Consider the following 2,960-nt stretch of genomic DNA (forward strand, 5'->3'; position numbering starts at 1 on the left):
CCCTATGCCACCATCCGCACCCAGGACAGCGCCGACGGCGCCGCACACTGGCTGTTCATGCACGCCGATGCCTCCACCGGCGTGCGTCCCTGCTGCCGCAAGGACATGCTGGACGAGATGTGGAGCTACATGAGCGCCATCACCCACGGCCCGGCGCAGCGCCACAGCGGCCAGCTGCGCCATTTCGTGCTGGCCTCCGACGCCGCCGCCTACAACCTGGGCGGCGACCTGGACCTGTTCACCCGCCTGATCCGCGAAGGCAACCGCGACCGGCTGCTGACCTACGCCCAACGCTGCGTGGAGGGCGTTCACCACCTGCACACCGGCTTCGGCGGCGACGTCCGCTCGATCGCCCTGATCCAGGGCGATGCGCTGGGCGGTGGCCTGGAAATGGCCCTGGCTTGCCACACCATCGTGGCCGAGGAAGGGTGCGGCATGGGCCTGCCCGAAGTGCTGTTCGGCCTGTTCCCGGGCATGGGCGCCTACTCGTTCCTGTGCCGCCGGGTGGCGCCGCAGCTGGCCGAGAAGATCATCCTCGACGGCCGTATCTACAGCGCCGAGGAGATGCACGCGATGGGCGTGGTCGACGTGCTGGTCAGGAAAGGTGAAGGCCGCGGCGCGGTCGAAGAGATGATCCGCCAGCAGCAGCGCCTGCCGCAGTCGTACCTGGCAATGAACGCCGCGCGCAACCTGGCGCAGGCGGTCAGCTATGACGAACTGCTGGAAATCACCAAGGTCTGGGTCGATTCGGCGCTGGCCCTGGGTGATCGTTCGCTGCGCACCATGGACCGTTTGATCAAAGCGCAGACCCGACGCGCCAATCTGGATGTGGCCTGATACGTTCCCCTCCCCCGCAGGGTTCAAGCCCGGCTGGCCACCGGGCTTTTTTTATGCGGCGCGCAGTCATCGACAACCCGCCGCGCAGGCCCGGCTCTACCGCTCGCCGTCGTCGGCCACGCCGCGTGCCTTGCGTTCGGCGCGTGCATCCAGCGCCTGCCGGCCTTCCTTGATGGCCCCCTGCAGCACCGCAAGGCGCTGCCGCCATTCGGCCTTGAGTTGCCAGTCGGCCATCCGCATCAACTCACCGGCGCGGTTGGACGCGCGCACCAGGCCCAGATTGCTTGCCACGCCCTTGATCGCATGCGACTGCTCGCGGAAAGCGCCCCAGCGTGCCGCTTCGCCATCACCTTCGGCCTTGCGCAGGCAGGACTCAGCATCGTCCAGGCACTGGCGAATGAACTCGCGCTCGAAACCCTCGCCCATTCCCAGCGACGCCAGCTCATCAAGCACGCCGGTATCGAGCACGCCATCGAGGTTGGTGACGGTGCGCACGATCGGCGGCGCACTGGCCTTGAGCTGTGCGTTGTTGGCAATCTCGGCCAGGGTGTCCAACAGTCGCACGGCCACCACGGGCTTGGCCAGGAACGCATGTGCACCGGCCTGGGTACAGCGCTGGATGGCTTCGGGAGTGACGTCGGCGCTGAGCACCAGCACCGGCGTGCGCGGGCCGCCGCCGGCCTGCATCACCCGCAGCTCCTTCAGCATGTCCAGGCCACTCATGCCCGGCATGTGCAGATCGACGATGGCCGCATCGAACTCGCTTTCAGCCAGTGCGTCGAGCACCGCCTCGCCACCATCGACGCACAGCACCTTGTGCCCGGCCTTCTGCAGCAACCGCTGCAGCACCATGCGGTTGGCCTCGTGGTCGTCGGCGACCAGGATCTGCATGCTGCGCACGCGCGCGCGATGGCGCAGGAACGGATCGGCGAAGGCGATGACGTTGCCGCCGGCACCGGTTTCGTCGCCAGCAGCGAGGGTCGGCACCGCACCCGGGACCACCGGCTGCGGCGGCGCGAACGGCAGCTCCACCCAGAAGTGGCTGCCCTGCGGCGGGTTGTCCAGGTAACCGATCTCGCCGTCCATCGCTTCGACCAGCCCCTTGGCGATGGTCGTGCCCAAGCCGGTACCCTCATGGCGGCGGGCCATGCTGACGTCGGCCTGCTCGAAGGCCTCGAACAGACGCGGGCGCATCGCCGGTGCAACGCCGATACCGGTATCGAGAATGTCGAAGCGCAGCCGCACCCCACCCTGGGTGTCGGCGTGGACAACACTGACGCGGATCTCGACCCGGCCGTGATCGGTGAACTTGACGGCGTTGCCGGCCAGGTTGAGCAGGATCTGCCGCAGATGACCGACGTCGCCGCGCAGGGTTGGTGGGACGGTTTCGGCCACCTTCACCCTGTAATCCAGGCGCTTTGCCTTGGCCTGCGGCAACAGGATCAGGCCGATCGCCTGCATCACTTCGGAAAGAACGAAATCCTCGGCGACCACGCGCAGCTTGCCGGCCTCGATCGCCGAGATGTCCAGCACTTCCTCGACCAGCGCCAGCAGGCTGCGCGATGACGCCTGGATGGTACTCACGCACTCACGCTGCTCGTCATCCAGGCGCGTGGTCGCCAACACTTCTGTCATGCCATTCAATCCATTGAGTGGGGTGCGAAACTCGTGGCTCATGTTGGCCAGGAATCGACTCTTGGCTTCGCTGGCGCGCCGCGCCTCGGCCATCGCTTCGGTCAACTGCCGCAGCAGCGTGGAAAAATACAGGGGAACTGCCGCCAGGCCAAGCCACAGGCCGATGGCCAGGCGTGCGTTCTGTTGCCAATAGGGGGTGGACAGTGCGGTGCTGCCGAAGCTGACCATGGCCATCGCCACGGCCACATACAGATAGTGGTTGCCGAAGCGCATGCCGTTGCCCACCGTCACCCACATCACCACGATGTAGACCCATGACAGCGGCTCGCCCATCTGGATCATGCCGGCAGCGATCAGGCCGTAGTCGGCCAGCATGCCCAGTACGCGGCGCGGATCGGAACGCTGCGGTCGCCACAGCAGCCAGCCGAACAACAGCAGCGACAGACTCAGCCCCGTCAACACGATCGCCAGCACACCGACATATTGGG

The 2,960-nt window shown here is 66.7% G+C and carries 2 protein-coding genes; one reads left to right on the plus strand and one right to left on the minus strand.

The window, feature by feature from the left end; translation table 11 throughout:
• A partial coding sequence (locus AB4Y84_RS18100; protein ID WP_442250595.1) for a crotonase/enoyl-CoA hydratase family protein occupies nt 1-837 on the plus strand: 837 nt, incomplete at its 5' end.
• Between the two features lie 96 nt (nt 838-933).
• Here AB4Y84_RS18100 and AB4Y84_RS18105 read toward each other — a convergent pair.
• The coding region (locus tag AB4Y84_RS18105) for a response regulator (RefSeq protein ID WP_442250596.1) at nt 934-2,960 on the minus strand (2,027 nt) is incomplete at its 5' end.

This window comes from Stenotrophomonas sp. 2YAF22 (assembly GCF_052114665.1).
GTDB lineage: Bacteria > Pseudomonadota > Gammaproteobacteria > Xanthomonadales > Xanthomonadaceae > Stenotrophomonas > Stenotrophomonas indicatrix.